This is a genomic window from Glycomyces rhizosphaerae, from assembly GCF_042647865.1.
GTDB classification, from domain to species: Bacteria; Actinomycetota; Actinomycetes; order Mycobacteriales; family Micromonosporaceae; genus Glycomyces; species Glycomyces rhizosphaerae.
Genome location: NZ_JBHRWO010000021.1, coordinates 344,572 through 361,220 on the forward strand (window position 1 = coordinate 344,572; position 16,649 = coordinate 361,220).

The following is a 16,649-nucleotide window of genomic DNA, read 5'->3' on the forward strand; positions in this document are numbered from 1 at the left end:
GCCTCGCGCCTCGCGCCTCGCGCCTCGCGCCTCGCGCCTCGCGCCTCGCGCCTCGCGCCTCGCGCCTCGCGCCTCGCGCCTCGCGCCTCGCGCCTCGCGCCTGCAGCGTTGTGCCATATCACATGTCACATAGTTGGTCCTCGTCACGCACGCGCGGTCAACCGGCCGCGGCCCGAAGCGCCGCTGCTGCGGCAGTTAGGTTGAACCCGTGATCGCCTTCGAAGGACCGGTCCTGGTGACCGGCACCGACACCGGGGTCGGCAAGACCGTCGCCACCGCCGCGCTCGCCGCCTACCTGATGCGGCAGGGCCGTAGCGTCGAGGTCGTCAAGCTCGCCCAGACCGGCGACGATGACGACGCCGCCGAGGTCACCCGCCTCTCCGGCGCACCGGCCCGCACCCTTGCCTTCTACCCCGATCCCTTGGCGCCCTTCACCGCCGCGCGCCGCAGCGGCCTGCCGCTGCTCAATCTCCACAAGGTCGCCGAGACGATCCTCGAAGCGAAGTCCGAGGTGGTCCTGCTCGAAGGCGCCGGCGGCCTGCTCGTCCAGCTCGGCGAAGGCGGCTGGACCGCCCGCGACCTCGCCGTGGAACTCGGCTGCCCGGCGGTCGTGGTCGCCCGGGCCGGGCTCGGCACCCTCAACCACACCGCCCTGACCCTCGAAGCCCTGGAACGCCGTGGCATCGACGCCGCCGTCCTCATCGGAGCGTGGCCGATCGAACCGGGCCTTGCCGAGTACGAGAACCTCAAAGACCTGCCGGGCCAGCGCATCGGCTGGATCCCCGCCGGTGCCGCTGACCTCCCGCCCGAGGTCTTCCGCCTCAGCGCCGAAGAATGGTTCGACCTCGACGAGGACCTTCGCCGCTTCTGAACACCGGCCCCCACGCCCGCCCACCGCAGTGGACACACTCCAATACATTGGCTGCGAATCGGCCCAATAGGCGCCGAATCACCGCGATGCGGGCGCCCCTACCCCCGGCGCCCGCATCGCGGTCTCCGCAGGAGCCTCCGGCCCGGCCGCAACCGGAAGCGCGGCGGTAAAGCGAGCGGCGGCCATCGGCAGGAAGCGGTCCATGCCGAAGCCGATGTCCGCTGCCCCGACCGGACGGAACTCGCAGCGCATCCGCAGGCCATCGTCCTCGTCATGGCTGACCACCGTGTGGTCCCAGACGTCCCGCGTGTCCGCGGTCCGCAGCCAGCAGTAACTCGTCACCTGGTGACCGTACTCGTACATCGGGCCGCGAAAGAGCAAGTTCCCCAGGGCCTCTCCGAAGGCCGGCTCCTCGACGCCGGTCTCCTCGCGCGCTTCGCGCACGGCGGCCTCACCGATCGTCTCGTGCACAAGCGCCCCGCCCCCGGGGATCTGCACGCCCGCTTCAGGGGCGTCGCGGTGGAGGATCACCAGGACCTCGATCTCGGGGCGCTCAGGCAGCCACCGCAGGACATAGGCGGCGGCACGTTGACGGAAGTCCAGGAATTCGCGCATCCCGCCAGCCTCGCAAGGAAAGCCAACGGCGGCAATCGGGTTTCGACCGCGTCCACAACGCGACCCGGCCTGTCAGCGCAGCGCCACCAGCAGCGGACTCGGCATCCGGAACGACAGGTTCGGCTCGCTCACCGGCGCCTGCACGACCTCGCACCGGGGGAGCAGCGGCGCCAGCTCGGCCACGACCACCTCGGCCTCCATGCGCGACAACTGACTCCCCAGACACCGGTGCGCACCCGCGCCGAACGCCAAGTGCCGCCGCGAACCCCGCTGGCCCGGGACCATCTTCATGGGGCATTCGGCCACGTCCTCATCGACGCCCGCGGCCGCCAGCCACACCAGGACCGACTCGCCCGCCCGCACCTCGAAGCCGCCGATATCGGTGTCCCGCTTCGCGACCCGCCGCCACGACGTGATCGGCGGCAGCAGCCGCAGGCCCTCCTCCACGATCGCGGCCGGTTCCGAAGCGAGCAGGTCCGGCTCCTCGACCAACCGGTGCAGCAGCAGCGTCAAGAACTGCGAAGTCGTCTCCTGGCCCGCCACGAGCAGGAAGAACAGCGCCGCGGTCGCGGCGTCTTCTCCGTAGGAGTCCAGGAGTTCCCTTGTCGCACCGGTCGATTCGCGCGCCCAGCCGCGCAGCAGCGTGTGGAACGGGCCCACGACCGCCGCCAGTTCGCGCTGGCGTTCGGCGCTCGGGTCGCCCCAGAAGAGTTCGAGGGCCGCCCGGCTGAACCGCTTGACCTCGCCGGTGGCATCGACGTCCAGTTCCAGCAGCCGCGCGAGCGCCGCCAGCGGAATCTCGGACGACACCGCCGCGTCCACGTCGACCGTCTCGCCCGCACGCAGCCGCCATGCGACCCCGGCCGCGGCACGGCGGGAGAGGCCGTGGAGCCAAGGGCGCAGCGCCTCCACCTTCGCGGGCGCGAAGACCTCCCCGAAACCCGCCCGAAACCGCTCATGTGACTCGGTGTCGTTGTTCGCCAACGTAGCGGGCAGCCGGAACCGGTGCCGCGTCAACTCCCGCAGCGAGGCCGCCGGGATCGGAGTGACCGCGTCGAGCGCGTTCGCCGCCGAAAACCGCTCCCGATCGGCCAGCACCTGTTTGGCGAGACGGTGCGAAGACACCACGACCTGCCCGTCGCGGCGGAATACCGCGGCAGTGGGTCGGGGATGTTTCCACAGCTCGAAGAGCACGCGCGCAGCCTACCTCCCCCGAAAGTACGAGTCCCGTTCACGGTAATCTGCTCTCAGTCTTTCGGCGCCCCGCACCGCAACCGTCCCTGGCGGTCGCATCGCGGAGAGCCGTCCGGCACCTGACTGAATGCCCACCGAAGGAGACCGTCCCTTGCAGGAGTACTCCTCCCAAGCCGCCTACGACCGCGGCGAGGCCGTCTGCGTGATCGGCGCCGGAGCGTCCGGCCTCATCGCCGTCAAGAACCTCCGCGAGAACGGCTTCGAAGTGGACTGCTACGAGCGGGACACCGTTCTCGGCGGCCTGTGGAACCCCCAGAACCAGCACAGCCCCCTCTACCCCAACACCCACCTCGTCACCTCCCGGTCCCAGACCGAGATCCCCGACTTCCCGATGCCCGACGACTGGCCCGACTACCCGTCCGCGGCCCAGATGCTCGACTACCTGACCGCGTACGCCAAGCACTTCGGCCTCTCCGAGCACATCTGGTACGGCTCCGAGATCTCCCACCTCGAACCGGTCGAGGGCTCCCGCTTCGAAGTCGTCGTCAAGCCCGCCGCGGGGAACGCCGCCCGGCGCCTGCGCTACGGCGCGGTCATCATCGCCACCGGCCACCACTGGGCGCCCAACCTGCCGACCTACCCCGGCCTAGAGGAGTACCGCGGCACCGTCCTGCACTCCTCGCAGCTCAAAGACCCTTCGCGCCTGCGCGGCAAGCACGTACTGGTCATCGGCGGCGGCAACTCCGGCGTCGACATCGCCTGCGAAGCCGCCGTGAACGCCGCCAGCTGCGTCCACTCCGTGCGCCGCGGCACCTGGCACCTGCCCAAGTACCTCGGCGGCGAACCCGCCGACTACGCGCTCGCCCGCCTCGGCTCCCGCCCGAAGTTCCTTCGCCGCTTCCTCGCCGACCGGATCCTCAAGGGCCCCAAGCGACTCGCCGAGCGCATGGGCATCGAGACGCCCGGCCACCGCCCTGGCGAAGAGGAACCCGTCCGCAACGGCCGCTACCTCGAGCACGTCGGCGACGGATCGATCCGGCGCCGCGGCGAGGTCGCCCGCTTCGACGGCTACGACGTCGCGTTCGCCGACGGCACCGAAATGCGACCCGACCTGGTCGTCCTCGCCACCGGCTACCACCCGAAGATCACCTGCGTCTCCCCGCACCTGCTCGGCGGCACCGACGAGGCGCCGCACCCGAACCTGTTCGCGCGCATGTTCTCCCCGATGATGGAGACCCTCGCCGTCGCCGGACTCGTCGAACCCGGTGTCGGCGTCCTGCCGATCGTCCACTGGCAGACCCACGCGATCTCCCACTGGCTGCAGGTGCGCAAGGAGGACCCCGAACGCGCCACGAACTTCAAGAGCCAGGTGCGCAGCGAAGCCGAGCAGGACACGGCCCGCCCCGACGGGTCCTCGCCGCGCCACCGGCTCGCCGTGGACGCCGAGGAGTACCTGGCCAGCCTGGGCCGCATCATCGACACCCTCGAACAGGAGCCCGCCAAATGAGCCTCACCGCCTGGGTCCGGCGCGCCCGCACCCCCGAGCCGGTCCCGGTCCGACGCGAGATCGCCGTCTTCGAGCCCGCCGACCTCTTCGACATCGAGATCAAGGACAACCCCGAGACCAACCCGGTGCTGTGCTGCACCGGCGACCCGGCCGGCGCCGCCGCCTTCAACGCCCTGTGGCTCAAGCGGATCGCCACCTCCGGGCGGTACGCCGCGGCCGTGAGCGTCCGCGGCCAGGGCGGCACGCCCGCCGCCGACGGCGGCCCCGAGGCCCGCGCCCACGACGTCGTGCAGGCCGCGGTCACCGTGCCCCGCCAAGCGGTCCTCATCGGACACGGCGAGGGCGCGGCCTGGGCCGCCCTGGCCGCCGGGCGCTACCCGGCGGCGGGCCTGGTGCTCGTGTCGCCGCAGCGGTTCCCGAAGCAGTCTCCGAAGCCGGTCGGCGGCCCGCCGGTCCTGCTGGTGGTGAGCGAGTCCGAGACGCAGTCGAAGGAGGTCCAGGCGGTCTCGGAGGCGTACGGCGTCACGCCGCTGACGTTCGCGGGCGCACCCGACGACGTGTTCAAGGGCGGCACCGCCGAAGGCCTGCTCGACGCGATCCTGTCCTGGCTCGACGGCCAGAAGTGATCGCCGCGGCGCACGCCGAAAGCCCTGCTGCGGGCTGGGTTCGGTTCCCCGGTTTTCCACGGTAGCGGGGCGAACCTGAAGCCGAGCTGAAGGCGACAGGAAGCGGGAACCGTTCCGGCGCACGCCGAGTGTCCGTGTCGGCGATGGGAAGGACCCCCGGTTTCGAAGCTAGCGCGGGGAACCTGAAGCCAAGCTGAAGCCGCATCCGGCTGGGCGTACCGCCCCGGCGGTTCACCCGTTCGGGTCGGGCCTTGCGGTCAGACCACCGCGCCGTCGTCGGTGTCGTCCGGTTCCTTGTCCGGGCGCAGGCGGCTGATGAGCAGCCACACGCCGAGCAGGAACCCCACGAACCCGACCAGCCGGCCGGGGCTCGTCCCCAGCGGCGCGATGCTCGGATTCACCAGCAGCGCGAGACCGCCGATGATGAGCAGCACCCCGGCGACGGCGGGCAGGCTCGGCCACGGCACCGGCGGCGGTTCCGGAGGCTCGTAGTCGTCCTCCTCGTCGTCCGGCAGCTCCGCGTCCCACAACTCCAAGAGCGTCGGCTCGTCATCCGTCGTCGACGACGCCACCGGCGGCGGCACGGGCTCCGACGGGTACTCCTCGCCCGGCCCCTTCACGATCCCGGGATCGGGCGCGCCCAGACCCTTGACGAGCTCGTTGAAGCGACGGTCGACGTCCTCAGGGCGCAGCTCTTCGGGTTCGTGCTTCCCGTCGTCCTGCTCGCTGCTGTCGGGCTCGCCGTTGCCCTCCTGCTCACTGCGGTCAGTCATGGACACCTCGGGTCTGCGCTTGCGGGCCGCTCCGCGCCCGGGCCAACTGCCGGTTCATGAACTCGACGCTCCCGGAGAAGATCGTCTCGGCGTCGTAGTCGAGCGTCGCCACATGGAAACTGCGCGGCAGCACCGTCGCCTCGACGTCCTTGGAACGCACACCCGCCCGGATGACCGCACTGTTGCGCGGGCTCACCACATGGTCCTCGGCGCTCGTGAAGATCCGCAGCGGCACCGTGATCCGCGCCAGCTCCGGCCGCGTCACCTTCCACAACTGCCGCAGCGACGCATACGCCGCAACCGGCGTGCGCGACGTCGTCTTCTCCCGCACGTCGGGCTTGTTCACGTCCGAGCCGATCGACGACACGCTCGGCATCACATACCGCAGCGCCGGGGCCAGAAAACCGTGCGGCTTGTCGTCGAAGATCGCCGGGTTCACCAGCACCAAGCCCGCCAGATCCCCGCCGCGCTGCTCCGCCAGCCGCAGCGACAGCGAACCGCCCATCGACAGGCCGCCCGCGAACACCGGCCGACCCAGCGCCAGCGCCGCGTCCAAGGCCTCTTCGAGCCTGGCGTACCACTGCTGCCACGTCGCCTTCGCCAGCACCTGCCACGTCTCGCCGTGGCCCGGCAGCAGCGGGGAGACCACGTTGAACCCCGCGTCCCGCAGATGCTCGCCCCACGGCCGCATGCTCGCCGGATCCGAGGTGAACCCGTGGCACAGCAGCATGGTCGCCTTGGCATCGGGACCGAGGTCGAACGTGAACTCCTCGGAATCGTTCGTCACGTCGCCTCCCGGCTAGCTGAATGAAGGGGCACGGGAACCGCATGGGCTCGTTGACGGCTCGCAAGCTCCGCCGCCGCCCGGACGGTCCCGTTTCGCGCTGCGTGCCCATTCTCGCACGCGGCGGCCGACCGCTGCCACCGCTGTTGGGCCCCACCGCGCAGGTTCGAGCAGCCGCGAGCGTTCCACGCGCTGGGGATTGACCGGTACCGATACGCTTGAGTCCGTGATCTACTGGGTGTTGAAGGCGACGTTGGGCACGCTGCTGTGGGCCGTGTGGCGTCCGCAGGTCGAAGGGCTCGAACACGTGCCCGAAGACGGCCCTGCGATCCTGGCCTCCAACCACCTCGCCGTCACCGACTCCTTCTTCATGCCCCTGGTCGTCAAGCGCCGGGTCACGTTCATCGCGAAGAACGAGTACTTCACCGGCACGGGCTTCAAAGGCCGGTTCGTGCGCCTATTCATGCGCGCCGTCGGCGCCATCCCCGTCGACCGGGCCGGCGGCGACGCCGCCAGCGCCTCGCTCGACACCGGCAAGCGCGTCCTGTCCGAAGGGCGCCTCTTCGGGATCTACCCCGAGGGCACGCGCTCCCCGGACGGCCGCCTCTACCGCGGCAAGACCGGCGTCGCCCGCCTCGCGCTCCAGACCGGGGCCGTGGTCGTCCCCGTCGCCATGCTCAACACCGGTGAGCTGCAGCCGATCGGCAGGCGCATCCCCCGCATGGGTCGCGTCCGCATCAAGTTCGGGCCCGCGCTCGACTTCAACCGCTACCGGGACCTCGTGGGCGACCGCTTCATCGAACGCGCCGTCACCGACGAGGTCATGGACGCCCTCCGCGCCCTGTCCGGGCAGGACTACGTCGACGAGTACGCCGCGAAGTTCAAGGACCAGGGAAAGCAGTAACCACTCGGGTCCCCCACTCCGCCATCTATTCGGGTCCCCCACTCCGCCATCTATTCGGGTCCCCCGAAGCCGGCCCTCCGTCGGAGCGCCGGCAGGTCCACCACGACGATCTTGCGGCCCTCGGTGCGCAGCCAGCCGCGGTTCGCGAAGATCCCGATCGCCTGGTTGACGCTTTGACGCGAACCGCCGGCCATCTCCGCCAGCTGTGTCTGGTTCAACTCGATCGTCGTCATCGGCGAAGCGTGCTGCTCCGCGAGCCGCACCAGCGTCTTCGCCACCCGTCCCGGCAGATCCAGGAACACGTGGTCGGAGGACTGCTCCGTCAACCGGCGCACGATCATGCCCATCGAACGCAGCACCGCGTCGAGCATCTTGGGGTTCCCATGCACCAGTTCGAGGAACGACGACCGCGCCAGCGCCAGCGCCGACGTGTCCTCGAGCGCCTCCGCGCTGGCCGACCGGGGCGATCCGTCCAGGAGGGAGACCTCACCGAGCACTTCGGGCGCACGGGCGACATGGAGCATCGCGCGCTCGCCGGTCGCCGCGGTCCGGAAGACGCTCACCGCCCCCGACCGGATCATGATGAGCGATTCGCCCGGCTCGCCTTCGAAGAACAGGAGGTGCCCACGCCGGTAGTGGCGTTGTACCGCCACCCCCGCGATCTGCCGCCGTGCCTGCGGGTCGAGGCCGGCGAACATGGCGACGCCTGCAAGCGGGTCTTCAGATGGGCTGACACCCATAGTTCTCCCCCTTCGGTGGGTCCCGGGTCCGCGGGTTCCCTCCGATGATCGCTGTCTTTTCCGTCGTTGTACAGAGCCCAGTGTCGGAAACTTCACGCTCCGTTGGGCCGTGTGTCCAGACGGCGCACTTGTCACTCGGTCGAATGTACGATCAAGTCTACGTGCTTTCGCGTCGATTGTCCGGTATCGCGGCGCCCGCGTGCGGACCGCGAGGTCAGATTCTGGCTGCATGATCGTATGGCGTAGCGTCGACTCCAGTCCGGCGACATACGGGTGGGGTCCAAGAACGGTCGAAAAGACCGCCCGTGATCATACGAAAGGCCGATGCGTGGCGTACCGATACTTCTACGATTGCGAGTTCATCGAGGACGGTCGCACGATCGAACTGGTCTCGATCGCGGTCGTCGATGAGCAAGGGCGCGAGTACTACGCCGTGTCGACCGAGTTCGACCCGTCCCGGGCCATCGACTGGGTGCGCCGCAACGTCCTCGACAAACTCCCGGCGCCGGCCAGCCCGCTGTGGAAGGACCGCGCCACGATCCGCGACGAGCTGTACGAGTTCCTGGTGTCGCCGGTGCGCAGGAAGACCGGCACGCACCCGGGGGAGCGTGTCGAGCTCTGGGCCTGGATCGGCGCGTACGACCACGTCGTCCTCGCGCAGCTGTGGGGCACGATGCCCGACCTGCCGCGGGCGCTGCCGCGCATGACCAAGGACCTGCGCCAGCGCTGGGAGGACCTCGGCAAGCCGGAACTGCCGACGACCCCCGACGCGGACATGCACGACGCCCTCACCGACGCGAAGCTCAACCTCGAGCGCTGGAAGGCCCTCGAATCGGCCCGCCGTGAGCGCTCCGCGTACGGACCGGTCGATTCCCACCGCTAGACACGTCCCGGAACCCCTGGTAGCCGCGGTCCGACCCCGATATAGGGTGGGCGGTGTTTCGGCAATGAGGCCGCCCAGTTAACAGAGTCCTCACTCCAGGGAGTAATCACATGCGCATTGGCGTGCTCACCGGCGGCGGTGACTGCCCCGGTCTCAACGCGGTCATCCGTGCCGCGGTCCGTAAGGGCACCAAGGAATACGGCCACGAGTTCGTGGGCTTCCGCTACGGCTGGAGGGGCCCGATCGAGGGCATCACCCAGCCCCTGGACTGGGACTCGGTCGAGAACATCCTCGACCAGGGCGGCACGATCCTCCACTCCTCGCGCACCAACCCTTACAAGATCGAGGGCGGCGTCGAGGCCATCAAGAAGAACATGGCCGCGCTGGGCGTCGACGCGCTCATCGCGATCGGCGGCGAGGACACCCTGGGCGTCGCGACGAAGCTGACGGCCGACGGCGTCAACTGCGTCGGCGTGCCGAAGACCATCGACAACGACCTCTCGGGCACCGACTACACCTTCGGTTTCGACACCGCGGTGAACATCGCGACCGAGGCGATCGACCGCCTGTGGACGACCGCCGACTCGCACGACCGCTGCATCGTCGTGGAGATCATGGGCCGCCACGCCGGCTGGATGACGCTCCACGCGGGCATCGCCGGCGGCGCGAACGTGACCCTCATCCCCGAGGTCGCCTTCGACATCGAGAAGGTCGCGAACTTCGTCGCGGAGCGCAAGGAGGCCGGCAAGGCCACCATCGTCGCCGTCTCCGAGGGCGCGCACGCCCAGGAGGGCATGGTCCTCAAGGACGGCGAGGTCGACGCGTTCGGCCACGTCAAGCTCGGCGGCGTCGGCGACTGGGTCGCCAAGGAGATCAAGGAGCGCGCCGACATCGAGACGCGCGCGATCATCCTCGGCCACCTGCAGCGCGGCGGCACCCCGACCGCGTTCGACCGCGTGCTCGCCACCCGCCTGGGCCTGGAGGCCGCCGCGGCCGTCCAGGAAGGCGACTTCGGCAAGATGATGGCGATCCAGGGCACCAATGTCGTCCGCATCCCGATCCACGAAGGCACCGACGTGCTCAAGACCGTTCCGGTCGAGCGCTACGCCGACGCCGAGGTCTTCTTCGGCGTGTAACGACTGTCCGAATCGCGCAACCAAGGGCACGCCCGGTCGTTAGACCGGGCGTGCCCTTGGCTTATCAAGAGGAAATCGGCGAGATCCCGCATCTCGCCGATTTCACGTATCACAAAACCTTGCCGGACATCGACTTCGATGCGATCCCGGTCCCGGGCCTCGACGCCGACTTCTACCGCCGCCCGGTCGGCCCCCGCCTGCTCAGCGTCGGCGTGTACCGCTTCGGCGGGGAAGAGACGCACCGGGCCTGGGGCTGGGTCGGCGAGGCGCACTGCTCATGGCACGCCTACCGCAACCCCGCGACCGGTGGATTCGACGGGCCCTTCCGCGGCTGCCCCGAAATCCGGCTGCTGCTCGAAGGCAGCCGACTCCGCGGATTCGAGCTCGGCTCAGGCGGTCTCGCCCGGAAGTTCTTCTCGGGCCCGCGCCAGCTCCTGACGCGCCAGGCGGCGGGTGTAGACGATCGCGGCTGTCGTGATCGCCAGGCCGAGGAACAGCCCGCTGCCGGCGAACAGTGCCGAGGCGGTCGGTGAGAAGCCCAGGATCGCGACCGGCAACTGGACGAGGCCGATCAGCCCCACCAGCAACCACGTGCTGCGGCCCTTGCCCCACAGCAGCGCTGTCCAGATCGGAGCCACCACTATGGCGAGGATCGCGATGTCGAGTGCCCAGTGCACCACCGGGTTCTGGACCCTGTCGTGCTGGAATGCCATGGCCGGGCTCGAGACCGAGACGATCATGGCGGCGACGGTCGCCACGAATGCGAGTCGACGTGTCATACGCAACCTCCTCTGCGTGGAAGCCTTAACGTTACGTCCAGTAATCGTGCATGTCTGTCGGGTATCCGCCACTTGGAGTTGTTTCCCGAGGCCACGGCGCCAGTGCCGGGCAGGGGCGGGGCGGCGGGCCGCGGCGGGCCGGATCGCGGCACGAATTGGGGGAGGCCGGCCTTGCCGCGCCGCCATACAGTGCTCGTGAATCGACGGTGGGAGGAACCTGTGGTGGGTCAGGTCGGCCAGAGCGGCATCGACTGGGCGGGTGCTCTACTCGAGCCCGACGGCGGGCTCGATCCCGCGGCCGAGCGCGAGGCGCGCGTCGCGCTCGCGGGCTGGCAGCAGTTCGCTCGCAAATACCGGCTCGCGTTCCGCGCTGAGCTTCATCCCGAAGACCTCGGCGGCGAGGCCGCGGAGGTCCTGGCTTCCCTTGGGCGCCTGGGACTCCCGGTTGCGCGCGTGCGTGGATGGACGCAGGGGGACTGGGGCGACCGGCCGTGCTTCGGGTTCAACGCGCTGGACGCGACCGCGGCGGGCTCGATCTACCAGCTGCGGTGCAACGCCGTTCGACTGCGGCGCAACGGACCTGACGTGGTGCAGCACCGCCTCCTCGACGGTGACTCGTCGATGGCCGGGACCTGGCATCCGAACCGGGTGCGCTATCGGACGGTCGCGCTGCCCGACCTGCCGCGCCCGCAAGCGCGCCAGCGCGGCCGCATCGGACGCTTCACTGCGGACGCCCTCGACCGGTTCTTCCGGCCGGTGCCGCGGCGGCTCCACACTGACGACCCGGCGTTCGCAGCGGCGGTCGCCGCCACCGCGGAGATCGCGGGTCTGGACCTGTTCCGCTGGTCGTGGGCCGCGAAGGACGGTTGGCTCGTGACCTGGAAGAGCGACGGCACCGGCGCCGACACCCACCAGCAGCGTGCCCGCTTCATGGACTTCCTACCGGCACTGGCCGACTGCCTCGACCGCGTCTGAGACGGCACGAGGCGGCGGGTGCTTCAGCTTCCCTTCAGGTTTCCTCCGCTAGCTTTGAAACCGAGGGCCCTTACCCAGAGGTGTGGCGAGCTTTCGGCGTGCGGCCGAACGGGTCACAATTCAGCTCCCATTCAGGTACCGCCCGCTACCTTGGAAAACCGGGGACCCAAACCCAGAGGTGCGAGGTGCTTTCGGCGTGCACGGCGAAGGCCGGCCTCCATGTCCGGAGGCCGGCCTTCGCTCGAGTTCTAGGGGCGCTTGCGCTCAGCCGTGCGTCTTCGTCAGTTCGGCCGCCACCACCGTGTGGCGCAGCAGCAGGGCCGTCGTCACCGGGCCCACGCCGCCCGGCACCGGGGTCAGCCTTCCGGCGATCGGGGCGACCGCCTCGTAGTCCACGTCGCCCACCAGGCCGCCGTCCTCGGTCGGGTTGGTGCCCACGTCGATCACGGTCGCGCCCGGCTTCACGAAGTCCGCGCCGATCATGCCCGCGCGGCCCACGGCCGCGACCAGCACGTCAGCCTCGCGGCACACTGCCGCGAGGTCCTTCGTGCGCGAGTGGCACACGGTCACCGTCGCCGACTCGTTCAGCAGCAGCAGCGCAGCAGGCTTGCCCACCACAGTGGACCGACCGACCACGACCGCCTTCGCGCCCTCAAGCGTCAGATCCTCCCGCTTGAGCAGCTCGAGCACCGCCGCCGCCGTCGCGGGCGCGAACGTCCGCAGGCCCGCGGCGAGGCGCCCCAAGCTCTCCGAGTTCGCCCCGTCAACATCCTTGAACGGGCTGATGTACCCGCCGACCTGGGAGAGCGTCACGCCCTCCGGCAGCGGCGTCTGGCAGATGACGCCGTGGACGGCCGGATCCGCCGAGAGCTCCTGCAGCTTCGCGACGATCTCGTCCAAGCCGACGCTGTTCGGAGGCGCAGCCTTGAGGTGCTCGACCCTGCAGTCGATGCCCTCCTTCTCGGCGGCCTTCCTGATCGAGCGCACGTACCAGGCCGTGCCCTCGTCGTCCGTCGGCACCACGACCGCCAGAGTCGGCACGATGCCTTCCGCGCGCAGCCGCGCCGCTTCGGCGGCGACTTCCGCGCGCAGCGCCTTGGCGACCGCGCGCCCGTCGATGTCACTCATGCCCGAATCCTCTTCGCCACGATCTGCATGATCGCCTCAGCCTGCACCTTCGACTGAAGCGCCTCGTTGAGCGTGCTCGCGAGCCGCTCCCGCTCGGCCGGGTCCTTGATCGCGACCACGTTGATGTCGACGTTCAGCGCCGCCGACTCCAGCGCCGACTTCGCCGCCGACGCCGCCACGGCCACATCCGAGAGCACGTTCGGGTTCGACCCCTCCAGGATCCGCCCGGACAGCCGGATCACCTCGGCCGACACCTTCGCCACCGCCAACGGCACCGCCGCGGCGTCGACCAGGCCCGCCTGGATCGCCGCGGTCCGCGCCGCCTTCTCCTCGTCCGAGGACTTCGGCAGCTTGTAGGCCGCGATCACGCCCGAGAACGCCTCCGCGTCGTCCTCCGCCAGCTGGAGCGCCTCCAGCCGCAGCCGCTCGGCGTCGGCCAAGGCCTCTCGCATCACCGCCTCGTGTTCAGCGAATTTGGGCTTGCCGATGGTCAGGTTGCACACCATCGACACCAGGGCGGCGGCCATGGCCGCGCTCACTCCCGCCGCGGCGCCGCCGCCGGGCGCCGGAAGCTCCGAGGCGAGGTCGGTCAGCCAGTCTTCAACAGTCGTCTTACGCACCCGGCCAGCCTAGACGCGTCCCCAAACGTGGGATGTCTGCGCACGTCCCGGTGTGTCGCATCGGGCGCCGCCGCCCCGACCGGGACTGTGAGGGTTCACCCATTGAGACACGCAAATCATCGTGGTGCCTTCGAGGCGCCGCCACGTACGATTATCGCGTGAACCGCCAATGGCATGATCTGCGAAACCCTGGCCTCGTCCCCGTCGTCGCCGACGCGGAGGAAGCCGAGCGCTATCAGCTCGACGCCTGGCGGAACCTGCCCCGCGAGCAGGTTCCCCCGTGGCCGGACTACGCCGAGGTCGAAGACGTCGCCGGGGTGCTCGCCGGCGTCCCGCCGATCGTGGCTCCGTACGAAGTCGACCACCTCCGCGAACTCCTCGCCGAGGTCTGCGAAGGCCGCGCCTTCCTCATGCAGGGCGGCGACTGCGCCGAGACCTTCATCGACAACACCGAGCACCACGTGCTCGCCAACATGCGCACGCTCCTCCAGATGGCGGTCGTGCTCACCTACGGCGCCTCCCTCCCGGTCATCAAGGTCGGCCGCGTCGCCGGCCAGTACTCCAAGCCGCGCTCGGCCGCCAAGGACTCGCTCGGCCTGCCCGTCTACCGCGGCGACATGTTCAACTCGCTCGAAGCGACCGAAGAGGCCCGAGTCGTCGACCCGCAGCGGATGATCCGCGCGTACGCGAACTCCGCCGCCACCATGAACATGCTCCGCGCCTACCTGCGCGGCGGCCTCGCCGACCTCATGGCCGTGCACGACTGGAACAAGGACTTCGTCCGCAACTCCCCGGCCGGCGAACGCTACGAGGCCATCGGCCGCGAGATCGACCGCGCCGTGCGCTTCATGGCCGCCTGCGGCGTCGAAGACGAGAACCTCCACACCGCCGAGGTCTTCGCCTCCCACGAGATGCTCGCGATCGAATACGACCGGGCCCTCACCCGCATCTACGACGGCAAGGCCTACGCCCTCTCCGGCCACATGCTGTGGAACGGCGAACGCACCCGTCAGCTGAACGGCGCCCACGTCGACTTCCTCTCCCGCGTCGCGAACCCGGTCGGCTGCAAGATCGGCCCGACCGCGACGCCCGAAGGGGTCGTCGAGATGTGCCAGAAGCTCAACCCGGACAACGTCCCCGGGAAGCTCGTCATCATCACCCGCATGGGCCACAAGAACGTCCGCACCGTCCTGCCCCCGATCGTCGAGAAGGTCCAGGCCGCCGGCTGCAAGGTCGTGTGGCAGTGCGACCCGATGCACGGCAACACCTACGAGGCCGCCTCGGGCTACAAGACCCGCGCGTTCGACCAGGTCGTCGACGAGGTCCTCGGCTTCTTCGAGGTGCACCGCCAGACCGGGACCCACCCGGGCGGCATCCACATCGAGCTCACCGGCGAGGACGTCACCGAATGCGTCGGCGGCGCCCAGGAGATCCGCGACGACCAGCTCTCCGACCGCTACGAGACCGCCTGCGACCCGCGCCTGAACACGCAGCAGTCGCTCGAACTCGCGTTCCTCGTCGCGGAGATGCTGCGCCACTAACGAAAAGCCATAGAGTGAGCGCATGAGCGCACACGATCTGTTCCTCCTCGGCGGAGTGTTCCCCGGCATCGCGCCGGCGGCGGCGCTCCGCCGAGTCGTCTCCTACGCGCGGCAAGCGGAAGCGGCCGGCCTGGACGGCGTGTGGACCGCCGAGCACCACTTCATCGAATACGGCGCCAGCCCCTCCGCGACGCTGATGGCCGCCCACCTCCTGGCCGCCACCGAGCGGATCCAGATCGGCACCGCCGTCGCGGTCCTCTCGAACCGGCACCCCGTCGCGCTGGGGGAGGAGGCCGCCACCCTGGACGCCCTCGCCCCCGGGCGCTTCCGCCTCGGCGTCGGCCGCGGCGGCCCCTGGATCGACCTCGACGTCTTCGGCTCCAGCCTCGACCGCTACGAACGCGGATTCGACGAGGGACTGGCGCTCCTGACGCGCTGGCTCTCCGGTGACGCTGAGGTCGCCCACTCCGGGGAGTTCTTCGACGTCCTGCCCGTGCGCGTGATGCCGCCCGGGGCCGGAGGGCCCTTGTGGGTCGCGGCGACCGGCGAAGGCACGGCCCGGCTCGCCGGGCGGCTCGGCCTGCCGCTTCTGCTCGGCATGCACGCCGAAGACGACGACCACGTGGCGCTCGTCAACGCCTGGCGGCATGAGGCCGAGGCTGCGGGGTTCGATCCCGATGCCGCCGAACACGTCTCGACGCATCTGGCGCAGGTGGCCGAGCGGCCGGCCACGGTCGATCTCCTGCGGACCTCGCTCACCGAGCTGCTGACCAGGGGCGTCGGACAGTACGTGAGTCTCAAGCCGGGGCGCGGTGCCCGCGACCATGCCGCCTATGTGGACTGGATGATCGAGCGGCACGCGGTCGGGCCCGCCGACCATGTGGCCGAGCGGCTCGCCGCGTCCGCCGAGAAGACCGGCGTCCGCAGGCAACTGCTCATGGTCGAAGGCACCGGGGACCCGGAAGCGGTGGGGGACAACATCGCCGCGCTCGGCGCGCTGCTCAGCGGTACGGCTGGAACGGCAGCGGCGGCTGCATCGACTTGAGGGGCTCGCGGCCCTTCTGACGGAACCACTGGTTCGCCGAGCCCGTGAACAGGCACAGCAGCGTCACCAGCGGCATCGTGAGACTGAGCAGCGTCCAGATCAGGCGCGACCCGTCGGCCGGCGCGCCCGCCTGGCTGCCCGCCTCGAACCCGGTGTAGATCCCGATGAAGCCGAACACGAAGGCCAGCAGCATGATCACGATCGTGGTCACCTGCGCCCAGCGGCGGCCAGCGCCGATCTTCACAGCGAGGATCCCGATGAGGATCACCGCCGCGATGGTCGCCGCGACCACCACGGTCACCACCGCGGCCAGGTCCTCGATGCCTTCGGAGAAGTCGCGGGTGAGCTCGAAGTCCTCGAGATCGAGCGCCGACGACCAGAACAACGCGGTCATCCCCCCGCCCGCCCCGCAGCAGATCAGAAACGAGAACTGCAGCCAGAGCATGACCTGCGCGGCGGTCACGGTCCCGGGCTTGCGGTGCAGGAAGTCGGGGGGCAGCGGCGTGGCAGGCGGCGTGTACATGGGCG

Annotated in this window: 19 protein-coding genes; 9 read left to right on the forward strand and 10 right to left on the reverse strand. The window is 70.0% G+C overall.

Annotation, left to right across the window (positions count from 1 at the left end; all coding sequences use genetic code 11):
* Positions 1 to 208: 208 nt before the first annotated feature.
* Entirely contained in the window at positions 209 to 871 is a 663-nt protein-coding gene (gene bioD / locus ACFO8M_RS21875; RefSeq protein ID WP_387979563.1) for a dethiobiotin synthase, read from the forward strand.
* Positions 872 to 949: 78 nt separating this feature from the next.
* Here the strand turns inward: bioD and ACFO8M_RS21880 are convergent, their stop codons facing one another.
* A complete protein-coding gene (locus tag ACFO8M_RS21880; protein WP_387979567.1) occupies positions 950 to 1,486 on the reverse strand; it encodes an NUDIX domain-containing protein in 537 nt (178 codons plus the stop codon).
* 72 nt (positions 1,487 to 1,558) lie between these two features.
* Entirely contained in the window at positions 1,559 to 2,680 is a 1,122-nt protein-coding gene (locus ACFO8M_RS21885; RefSeq protein WP_387979569.1) for a cytochrome P450, read from the reverse strand.
* Positions 2,681 to 2,807: 127 nt separating this feature from the next.
* Here ACFO8M_RS21885 and ACFO8M_RS21890 point away from each other — a divergent pair, with 127 nt between their 5' ends.
* Positions 2,808 to 4,187, forward strand: a complete 1,380-nt coding sequence (locus ACFO8M_RS21890) for a flavin-containing monooxygenase (RefSeq protein ID WP_387979572.1) — start codon at positions 2,808 to 2,810, stop codon at positions 4,185 to 4,187.
* Positions 4,184 to 4,813, forward strand: a complete 630-nt coding sequence (locus ACFO8M_RS21895) for a hypothetical protein (protein WP_387979574.1) — start codon at positions 4,184 to 4,186, stop codon at positions 4,811 to 4,813. Before ACFO8M_RS21890 ends, ACFO8M_RS21895 begins: the two co-directional genes overlap by 4 nt.
* 257 nt (positions 4,814 to 5,070) lie before the next feature.
* Here the strand turns inward: ACFO8M_RS21895 and ACFO8M_RS21900 are convergent, their stop codons facing one another.
* Complete coding sequence (locus ACFO8M_RS21900) at positions 5,071 to 5,586, reverse strand: hypothetical protein (RefSeq protein WP_387979576.1); 516 nt, start codon at positions 5,584 to 5,586, stop codon at positions 5,071 to 5,073.
* Positions 5,579 to 6,373, reverse strand: coding sequence for an alpha/beta hydrolase (locus ACFO8M_RS21905; RefSeq protein ID WP_387979578.1), 795 nt, complete (start codon positions 6,371 to 6,373; stop codon positions 5,579 to 5,581). Before ACFO8M_RS21905 ends, ACFO8M_RS21900 begins: the two co-directional genes overlap by 8 nt.
* A gap of 223 nt (positions 6,374 to 6,596) precedes the next feature.
* On the opposite strand from ACFO8M_RS21905, the gene ACFO8M_RS21910 reads away from it, so the two are divergent.
* Entirely contained in the window at positions 6,597 to 7,274 is a 678-nt protein-coding gene (locus ACFO8M_RS21910) for a lysophospholipid acyltransferase family protein (protein WP_387979580.1), read from the forward strand.
* A gap of 50 nt (positions 7,275 to 7,324) precedes the next feature.
* Here the strand turns inward: ACFO8M_RS21910 and ACFO8M_RS21915 are convergent, their stop codons facing one another.
* A complete protein-coding gene (locus ACFO8M_RS21915) occupies positions 7,325 to 8,014 on the reverse strand; it encodes a Crp/Fnr family transcriptional regulator (protein WP_387979582.1) in 690 nt (229 codons plus the stop codon).
* A 328-nt stretch (positions 8,015 to 8,342) separates the two neighbouring features.
* On the opposite strand from ACFO8M_RS21915, the gene ACFO8M_RS21920 reads away from it, so the two are divergent.
* Positions 8,343 to 8,897, forward strand: a complete 555-nt coding sequence (locus tag ACFO8M_RS21920; RefSeq protein ID WP_387979584.1) for a polyadenylate-specific 3'-exoribonuclease AS — start codon at positions 8,343 to 8,345, stop codon at positions 8,895 to 8,897.
* 110 nt (positions 8,898 to 9,007) lie between these two features.
* Positions 9,008 to 10,033, forward strand: a complete 1,026-nt coding sequence (locus ACFO8M_RS21925; protein ID WP_387979585.1) for a 6-phosphofructokinase — start codon at positions 9,008 to 9,010, stop codon at positions 10,031 to 10,033.
* On the opposite strand, the gene ACFO8M_RS21930 is transcribed toward ACFO8M_RS21925, so the two are convergent.
* Together ACFO8M_RS21930 and ACFO8M_RS21935 are read right to left on the reverse strand one after the other, a co-directional pair.
* Positions 10,000 to 10,305: a hypothetical protein gene (locus tag ACFO8M_RS21930; RefSeq protein ID WP_387979587.1), complete on the reverse strand. Its 306-nt coding sequence runs from the start codon at positions 10,303 to 10,305 to the stop codon at positions 10,000 to 10,002. The genes ACFO8M_RS21925 and ACFO8M_RS21930 overlap by 34 nt on opposite strands.
* Before the next feature lie 117 nt (positions 10,306 to 10,422).
* Positions 10,423 to 10,812, reverse strand: coding sequence for a hypothetical protein (locus ACFO8M_RS21935; protein ID WP_387979589.1), 390 nt, complete (start codon positions 10,810 to 10,812; stop codon positions 10,423 to 10,425).
* A gap of 222 nt (positions 10,813 to 11,034) precedes the next feature.
* Between ACFO8M_RS21935 and ACFO8M_RS21940 the strand changes: the two genes are divergently transcribed.
* Positions 11,035 to 11,787, forward strand: a complete 753-nt coding sequence (locus ACFO8M_RS21940; protein ID WP_387979591.1) for a hypothetical protein — start codon at positions 11,035 to 11,037, stop codon at positions 11,785 to 11,787.
* A 264-nt stretch (positions 11,788 to 12,051) separates the two neighbouring features.
* Here ACFO8M_RS21940 and ACFO8M_RS21945 read toward each other — a convergent pair whose 3' ends face one another.
* The gene (locus tag ACFO8M_RS21945) at positions 12,052 to 12,915 is read right to left on the reverse strand and encodes a bifunctional 5,10-methylenetetrahydrofolate dehydrogenase/5,10-methenyltetrahydrofolate cyclohydrolase (protein WP_387979593.1); all 864 of its coding nucleotides are present in this window, start codon (positions 12,913 to 12,915) and stop codon (positions 12,052 to 12,054) included.
* Positions 12,912 to 13,535 carry a cyclodeaminase/cyclohydrolase family protein gene (locus ACFO8M_RS21950; RefSeq protein WP_387979595.1) on the reverse strand — a complete coding sequence of 208 codons (624 nt, stop codon included), beginning with the start codon at positions 13,533 to 13,535 and terminating at the stop codon, positions 12,912 to 12,914. The genes ACFO8M_RS21945 and ACFO8M_RS21950 overlap by 4 nt, the downstream gene beginning before the upstream one ends.
* A gap of 179 nt (positions 13,536 to 13,714) precedes the next feature.
* Here ACFO8M_RS21950 and ACFO8M_RS21955 point away from each other — a divergent pair, with 179 nt between their 5' ends.
* Positions 13,715 to 15,076, forward strand: coding sequence for a class II 3-deoxy-7-phosphoheptulonate synthase (locus ACFO8M_RS21955; protein ID WP_387980776.1), 1,362 nt, complete (start codon positions 13,715 to 13,717; stop codon positions 15,074 to 15,076).
* A 22-nt stretch (positions 15,077 to 15,098) separates the two neighbouring features.
* Positions 15,099 to 16,121, forward strand: a complete 1,023-nt coding sequence (locus ACFO8M_RS21960; protein WP_387979597.1) for an LLM class flavin-dependent oxidoreductase — start codon at positions 15,099 to 15,101, stop codon at positions 16,119 to 16,121.
* Here the strand turns inward: ACFO8M_RS21960 and ACFO8M_RS21965 are convergent.
* Positions 16,078 to 16,644: a hypothetical protein gene (locus tag ACFO8M_RS21965; protein WP_387979599.1), complete on the reverse strand. Its 567-nt coding sequence runs from the start codon at positions 16,642 to 16,644 to the stop codon at positions 16,078 to 16,080. The two genes, ACFO8M_RS21960 and ACFO8M_RS21965, sit on opposite strands and share 44 nt — an antisense overlap.
* Between the last annotated feature and the right edge of the window lie 5 nt (positions 16,645 to 16,649).

Excerpts from the sequence above, each read along its gene's own strand:
- ACFO8M_RS21880 (WP_387979567.1), bottom strand. The coding sequence starts at position 1,486 with ATGCGCGAATTCCTGGACTTCCGTCAACGTGCCGCCGCCTATGTCCTG.
- ACFO8M_RS21890 (WP_387979572.1), top strand. The coding sequence starts at position 2,808 with ATGCCCACCGAAGGAGACCGTCCCTTGCAGGAGTACTCCTCCCAAGCC.
- ACFO8M_RS21895 (WP_387979574.1), top strand. The coding sequence starts at position 4,184 with ATGAGCCTCACCGCCTGGGTCCGGCGCGCCCGCACCCCCGAGCCGGTC.
- ACFO8M_RS21900 (WP_387979576.1), bottom strand. The coding sequence starts at position 5,586 with ATGACTGACCGCAGTGAGCAGGAGGGCAACGGCGAGCCCGACAGCAGC.
- ACFO8M_RS21915 (WP_387979582.1), bottom strand. The coding sequence starts at position 8,014 with ATGGGTGTCAGCCCATCTGAAGACCCGCTTGCAGGCGTCGCCATGTTC.
- ACFO8M_RS21925 (WP_387979585.1), top strand. The coding sequence starts at position 9,008 with ATGCGCATTGGCGTGCTCACCGGCGGCGGTGACTGCCCCGGTCTCAAC.
- ACFO8M_RS21935 (WP_387979589.1), bottom strand. The coding sequence starts at position 10,812 with ATGACACGTCGACTCGCATTCGTGGCGACCGTCGCCGCCATGATCGTC.
- ACFO8M_RS21945 (WP_387979593.1), bottom strand. The coding sequence starts at position 12,915 with ATGAGTGACATCGACGGGCGCGCGGTCGCCAAGGCGCTGCGCGCGGAA.
- ACFO8M_RS21960 (WP_387979597.1), top strand. The coding sequence starts at position 15,099 with ATGAGCGCACACGATCTGTTCCTCCTCGGCGGAGTGTTCCCCGGCATC.
- ACFO8M_RS21965 (WP_387979599.1), bottom strand. The coding sequence starts at position 16,644 with ATGTACACGCCGCCTGCCACGCCGCTGCCCCCCGACTTCCTGCACCGC.